A 5,967-nucleotide genomic window follows, 5' to 3' on the forward strand; every position below is an offset into this window, starting at 1 on the left:
TACACCGCAGTGATGCATCGCAGGCAAGCCAGCTCCCACAGTTGATTGCGGTGAGCCGGATTTTTCAGCCTGCTGCCAGTACCGCTTTCACGGCTGCCACCGACCGCTCCACATCCGCCTCTGTCATCGCCGTGAACATCGGCAACGACACGATCAAACGCCCGACTTTCTCTGCCACCGGGAACATGCCTTCTTTGAACCCCTTCGCCCGATACAGGCTCAGCAGGTGGATCGGCGGGTAGTGATAGCCAATGCCGACGCCATGGGCCTGCATCTGCTCCATGAAGGTGGCGCGCGCCGGCAGGCCGTCCTGACGCTCCGGCAATACCAGCTGAAACAGGTGCCAGTTGCTGTTTTCGAAGTCTGCCGGCGGCAGTTGGGCGCCGTATTGCGCCTCGAAGTCAGCGCCGAAACATTTTAAATAGTGCCTCGCCAGGTGCTGGCGGTGCGCGGTGATTTTCTCGATATGGGCAAATTGTCCCAGGCCGATGGCGGCGGCAATGTCGGTCATGTTGAACTTGCCGCCCAGCACGTCCACGTCCAGCCCGTCGTAACCGCTGCGAGTGACACCTTGCAGGCGGTATTTCTCGGCCAGGCGTGCCTCCTCGGCGTTGTTCAGCACCAGACAACCGCCCTCGGACGAGGTGATGTTCTTGTTCGCCTGGAAGCTGAACGACACGAAGTCGCCCGTGGCGCCAATGCGTTCGCCATCCCAGCTGGAACCCAGGGCCTGGGCGGCATCTTCGACAATACGCAGGTTGTACTTGTTGGCCAGGGCATACAGCATCGGCATGTCCAGGGGCAGGCCGGCGAGGTAAACCGGGATGATCGCCTTGGTGCGCGGGGTGATCGCGGCTTCGACCTGCGCCAGGTCGATGTTGCGGGTAATCGGGTCGATGTCGGCAAATACCGGTGTGGCGCCCACTTCCAGAATCACGTTGGCGGTGGCAACCCAGGAGATGGGGGTGGTGATGACCTCGTCACCTGGCCCGATACCGGCGATGCGCAAGGCGATTTCCATGGTGCAGGTGCCCGAATTGAAGGTACGCACTGGCCGACCGCCAAAGTACTCAGACAACTGGGCTTCGAACGCCTGCACTTTCGGCCCGCTGGTGATCCAGCCCGAGCGCAGTACATCGCCGACCGCCGAAATGGTGGCTTCGTCGATGGTAGGTTTGGAGAACGGCAGGAAGGGCTGTTGGCTCATGACGACGAAGGCATCCGTTTCAGATTGGCGATGAGTGAGAGACGTATCAGTGCTGACATGGTTGCATGGGCTGACTGAATATAGCCTGTCGCCTGTAAATGAATCGTTACCTTGCGGGCAAAAAAATGCCGCTTCATCAGCGGCATTCTTCAGAGTGATGGACTCACTCGGTAACAGCGTTTTTCGCGAGGATGGCGTTGGCCAGTTCCATGTCCGTGGCTTGCAAGCCAGGGTTGTCGGCGCGGACCTTCTGCATGGCGGCTTCCAGGTATGGGCCACGGATGCCGCCGTCGCTGGCAACGAAGCTGCCGGCGTCGTCTTGAGCGGCAACCACCAGTTTGTGGTCCTTGAACGTCAGGTACGTCGAGCCGGTGGTGGCGCCCGATGAGATGACATTGCGCCAGAAACTGTCGGCCATGGCTGAACCGACAGGGAGGGAAAGCACAGCAAGGGTTGCGACAGCATATTTAAGACGCATGATGGGTGACTCCGGGTGGGTTATCTGTACTTTATGATTGTAGTAAGCCCGGCCGAGTTCCATCATTGACTAAACAGTTTCAACCTTTAAAACCACGCCTTCCTGGCCAACCACCCGTACTTGAGCGCCTACCGCGCTGTCGGGGCCAGTGACCATCCAGACGCCATCGCCGACTTTGATCTTGCCGCGCCCCTCAATGATGGCTTGATGCACCACAAAGGTGCGGCCTATCAGTTCTGACCCTCGCTCATTCAACCCTGGCTGATCGCTGGTCTTGGCACTGCTGCGCTGGCGTTTCCACCAGTAAACCGCGGTCAGTATCGACAGCACCGCGAACAGCAGCAGTTGCCATTCCAGCCCGAGTGGCGGGACCAGAAACTTGATCACGCCCACGGCCGCTGCGGCGATACCCATCCACAACAGGTAACCGCCGGCGCCAAAAACTTCGAGGATCAATAGCACCGTGCCCAGTGCCAGCCAGTCCCAGAACGACAGATGCTGCAGGAAGTCCCACATGGCGGCGGCCTCAGCCTTTCTTGTTGTCGAATGTTGCCCTGACGATTTCGCCGATACCCCCGACGGCACCGATCACCTGGCTGGCTTCCAGCGGCATCAGAATGACCTTGCTGTTGTTGGCGGAGGCCAGCTTGCCCAGCGCGTCGACATATTTTTGTGCGACAAAGTAATTGACCGCCTGCACGTTGCCTGACGCGATCGCTTCGGACACCACCTGCGTGGCACGCGCTTCCGCTTCGGCTTGGCGCTCGCGGGCTTCGGACTCAAGGAACGCGGCCTGGCGGCTACCCTCGGCTTCGAGAATCTGCGCCTGCTTCTTGCCTTCGGCGGTCAGGATCGCCGACGCCCGCAGACCTTCGGCTTCAAGGATCTGGGCACGCTTGATCCGCTCGGCCTTCATCTGGCCCGACATCGCGGCCATCAAGTCCGCAGGCGGGCTGATGTCCTTGATTTCGATACGAGTGATCTTGATGCCCCACGGTGCGGTGGCTTCGTCCACGGTTTTCAACAGTTTTTCGTTGATGCCGTCACGCTGGCTGAGCATGGCGTCCAGTTCCATGGAGCCGAGCACGGTCCGGATGTTGGTTTGCAGCAGGTTGCGGATCGCATGTTCGAGGTTGTTGACCTCATAGGCCGCCTGGGCCGTATTGACCACCTGGAAGAAGCACACCGCGTCGATCTGCACGGTGGCGTTGTCGGCGGTGATGACTTCCTGGGGCGGGATGTCGAGCACGCTTTCCATCACGTTGATCTTGCGACCGATGCGGTCCATGACCGGGATGATGATGTTCAGCCCGGGCTTTAGGGTGTTGGTGTAGCGGCCGAAGCGCTCGACCGTCCATTGGTAGCCCTGGGGCACCACCTTGAAGCCCATGAACAGGATGGCGATAGCCAGGCCCACGAAAAGAAGCAGTACGGTTCCGATCTGCATAGCGATTCCCTATCTGATGATGTCGGTGAAACGGTGTTGTCGCCGATTGTAACGGTGTTGCCAGCGATAAGGACGGTTTCACCCGGCAACAATCAAAGGATTTGTTTCAGGATCCCCGGGGGTGACACGCAATACCTCGGTCATCGTGGTCTGGCCGGCCTTCACCTTGTGCATGGCAGCCATCCGCAGGCTGCACATACCGCGTGCGGTGGCCGCGTGGCGCAGGGCCTGCACGTCGGTGCCGGGTGTGATCAGCGCCTTTAGGTCATCGTCCAGCACCATGATTTCATAGACGCCGGCGCGCCCCCGGTAGCCGCTGTTCCGACATTCGGCGCAGCCTGCTGCCTCGTGGGTGCCGCTTTCCGTGCGTTTGCAATGGGGGCACAGCACCCGTACCAGACGTTGTGCCATCACGCCCAACAGCGTGGCCTTGATCAAGTAATGCGCAACGCCCAACTCCAGTAAGCGGCTGATAGCACTGGGGGCGTCATTGGTGTGCAGCGTCGACAATACGAGGTGCCCGGTCAGCGCAGCCTGGATCGCCATTTCGGCGGTTTCCTGGTCGCGAATCTCGCCGATCATGATGATGTCCGGGTCCTGACGCAGCAGGGCGCGAATGCCGCTGGCGAAGGTCAGGTCGATATTGTGTTGCACCTGCATCTGGTTGAACGCCGGTTCGACCATCTCGATCGGGTCTTCCACCGTGCACAAGTTGACCTCTCGGGTCGCCAGTTGCTTGAGCGTGGTGTAGAGGGTGCTGGTCTTGCCCGAGCCGGTCGGACCTGTGACCAGGATGATGCCGTTGGTCTGGCATGTCAGGGCGTGCCAGCGTTGTTGGTCCTTGGGGGAAAGGCCCAACTGGTCGAAGTCCTTGAGCAACACCTGTGGGTCGAAAATCCGCATCACCAGTTTTTCGCCAAAGGCCGTGGGTAAGGTCGAAAGTCGCAGTTCGACTTCCGCCCCCGTCGGGCTTTTGGTCTTGACCCGACCGTCCTGGGGTTTGCGCTTTTCCGCCACGTTCATGCGCCCCAGGCTCTTCAGGCGACTGACCACCGCCAAAATAACCTGCGGCGGGAATTGATAGACGTCATGCAGCAGCCCATCGATGCGAAAGCGTACGCGGCCCTGGTCGCGACACGGTTCCAAATGGATGTCGCTCGCCCGTTGGCTGAAGGCGTACTGCAACAGCCAATCGACGATATTGACGATGTGCGCGTCGTTGGCGTCCGGCTCTTCGTCGCTGGCGCCGAGGTTGAGCAACTGTTCGATTGCACCCGTGCCGGCGGTTTTCTGATCTGCGCCGCTGACCGATTTCGCCAACCGGTAAAACTCACCGGTACAGCGCCGGATATCCTGGGGGTTGGCCACCACGCGCTTGATCGACCGTTTGAGCACCTGTGCCAGCCCGGTCTCCCAACCCGTGACATGGGGCTGGGCACTGGCGACAGTCACGGTCTGCGCATCCACGGCGACCGCGAGAATGGCGTGACGCTGAGCAAAGGCATGGGACATCAGCGGCACCACGGCCGCCACGTCGATCTTCAACGGGTCGATACGCAAGTAGGGTTGTCCGGCCAGCCGGGCAAGCCATTGGGTGAGGGTTTCCAGGCACGACCCCTGCGCGGCAATACACTCCAATGGATGCTGGCTGTTATCGATCGGTTGCGCCAGCACGCGTTTCGCCAAATCCCCAGTGATCAACCCGTCCTTGGCCAGAGCGGGTAACAACTGATGGAGGTCCAATCGTTGATCAACTGACATTCGTGGTGTTCCTGGGGGCATTGGGCGTAACCCCAGGCTAGCCAGGCTTCATGAATCTTCCTGCCAGCGTGTATGTCAGGTTTTTACCGGGCGGCTGCCATCATCGGTGAGGGCCGCACGGAATCGGCCGGCCATATGTCCAGGGCGCAGACGCTGATCAGGTTTCGAATCTTTTCGCCAATCACTTGGGCCCGGTGCCAGCTCAGGCCATCCACCATGATCTCGATGTTGAGCAGATCTTCGTCTCTGTCCACCTTGACCTGTCGAGGCATTAGAAACTGCAGCGCGAAATGGTTGAGCACCCGGCACAGCACATCAGGTTCTGCCTCGGCGACGATCCGGTAATGCGCCTGACAATGGGCGCTGTTGACGGCCCACGCGTCGACGCGGGTAACGCTGTGGTCGGTTTCGACGGCCTGCATGGGAAGTCTCCTGAGTTGATGGGCGAAATTTTTACATTCGTCTCGGGAGATTTCTTATCTAAGATGAGCTGTTTTTCCGATTTATAGACTTGTTCAATTCAAAATTAGCCGCCTAGAAGGTATTTATATGCACAGCGAGCTGGACGTCTATGACCGTCGCATCCTGGCGCTTCTGCAAGAGGACGCATCCCTTTCCAGTGCGCAGATCGCTGAACAGGTGGGCTTGTCCCAATCACCGTGCTGGCGACGGATTCAACGGCTCAAGGAGGAGGGCGTCATCCGGGGTCAGGTCACACTGCTGGACCGCAAGAAGATCGGCCTTAATACGCAGATTTTCGCCGAGGTCAAACTCAACGCCCACGGTCGTTCCAACTTCACGGAATTCACCGAGGCGATTCGCGGCTTTCCGGAAGTGCTGGAGTGTTATGTGCTGATGGGGGCGGTGGATTTTCTGCTGCGCATCGTCACCTCGGACATCGAGGCCTATGAGCGGTTTTTCTTCGAAAAACTGTCGATGGTGCCGGGGATTCAGGAGGTCAATTCGATTGTGGCCTTGTCGGAGATCAAGTCCACCACCAGCCTGCCAGTATTGCGCTGACAGGGATGGCCTCATCGCGGGCAAGCCCGGCTCCCACATTTGGAATGCATTCCC

General features: G+C 59.5%; 7 protein-coding genes. 1 reads left to right on the forward strand and 6 read right to left on the reverse strand.

Annotation, left to right across the window (positions count from 1 at the left end):
• Positions 1 to 64: 64 nt before the first annotated feature.
• From ACW9IN_RS29905 to ACW9IN_RS29930, 6 genes are all read right to left on the reverse strand, one after another.
• Positions 65 to 1,207, reverse strand: a complete 1,143-nt coding sequence (locus ACW9IN_RS29905) for a DegT/DnrJ/EryC1/StrS family aminotransferase (RefSeq protein WP_457369218.1) — start codon at positions 1,205 to 1,207, stop codon at positions 65 to 67.
• Positions 1,208 to 1,370: 163 nt separating this feature from the next.
• Positions 1,371 to 1,685 carry a DUF2388 domain-containing protein gene (locus tag ACW9IN_RS29910; protein WP_003176799.1) on the reverse strand — a complete coding sequence of 105 codons (315 nt, stop codon included), beginning with the start codon at positions 1,683 to 1,685 and terminating at the stop codon, positions 1,371 to 1,373.
• Positions 1,686 to 1,754: 69 nt separating this feature from the next.
• On the reverse strand, positions 1,755 to 2,201 hold the full coding sequence (locus ACW9IN_RS29915; RefSeq protein ID WP_457369219.1) for an NfeD family protein: 447 nt from the start codon (positions 2,199 to 2,201) through the stop codon (positions 1,755 to 1,757).
• A gap of 10 nt (positions 2,202 to 2,211) precedes the next feature.
• Complete coding sequence (locus ACW9IN_RS29920; RefSeq protein WP_457369220.1) at positions 2,212 to 3,132, reverse strand: SPFH domain-containing protein; 921 nt, start codon at positions 3,130 to 3,132, stop codon at positions 2,212 to 2,214.
• A gap of 78 nt (positions 3,133 to 3,210) precedes the next feature.
• Positions 3,211 to 4,893, reverse strand: a complete 1,683-nt coding sequence (locus ACW9IN_RS29925) for a GspE/PulE family protein (protein ID WP_457369221.1) — start codon at positions 4,891 to 4,893, stop codon at positions 3,211 to 3,213.
• 83 nt (positions 4,894 to 4,976) lie between these two features.
• Positions 4,977 to 5,315: a hypothetical protein gene (locus ACW9IN_RS29930; protein ID WP_457369222.1), complete on the reverse strand. Its 339-nt coding sequence runs from the start codon at positions 5,313 to 5,315 to the stop codon at positions 4,977 to 4,979.
• 127 nt (positions 5,316 to 5,442) lie between these two features.
• On the opposite strand from ACW9IN_RS29930, the gene ACW9IN_RS29935 reads away from it, so the two are divergent.
• Positions 5,443 to 5,913, forward strand: a complete 471-nt coding sequence (locus ACW9IN_RS29935; protein WP_010167872.1) for an Lrp/AsnC family transcriptional regulator — start codon at positions 5,443 to 5,445, stop codon at positions 5,911 to 5,913.
• Positions 5,914 to 5,967 lie beyond the last annotated feature (54 nt).

The sequence above is a fragment of the Pseudomonas sp. SDO5271_S396 genome, from assembly GCF_054071795.1.

Excerpts from the sequence above, each read along its gene's own strand:
- ACW9IN_RS29905 (WP_457369218.1), bottom strand. The coding sequence starts at position 1,207 with ATGAGCCAACAGCCCTTCCTGCCGTTCTCCAAACCTACCATCGACGAA.
- ACW9IN_RS29910 (WP_003176799.1), bottom strand. The coding sequence starts at position 1,685 with ATGCGTCTTAAATATGCTGTCGCAACCCTTGCTGTGCTTTCCCTCCCT.
- ACW9IN_RS29915 (WP_457369219.1), bottom strand. The coding sequence starts at position 2,201 with ATGTGGGACTTCCTGCAGCATCTGTCGTTCTGGGACTGGCTGGCACTG.
- ACW9IN_RS29920 (WP_457369220.1), bottom strand. The coding sequence starts at position 3,132 with ATGCAGATCGGAACCGTACTGCTTCTTTTCGTGGGCCTGGCTATCGCC.
- ACW9IN_RS29925 (WP_457369221.1), bottom strand. The coding sequence starts at position 4,893 with ATGTCAGTTGATCAACGATTGGACCTCCATCAGTTGTTACCCGCTCTG.
- ACW9IN_RS29930 (WP_457369222.1), bottom strand. The coding sequence starts at position 5,315 with ATGCAGGCCGTCGAAACCGACCACAGCGTTACCCGCGTCGACGCGTGG.
- ACW9IN_RS29935 (WP_010167872.1), top strand. The coding sequence starts at position 5,443 with ATGCACAGCGAGCTGGACGTCTATGACCGTCGCATCCTGGCGCTTCTG.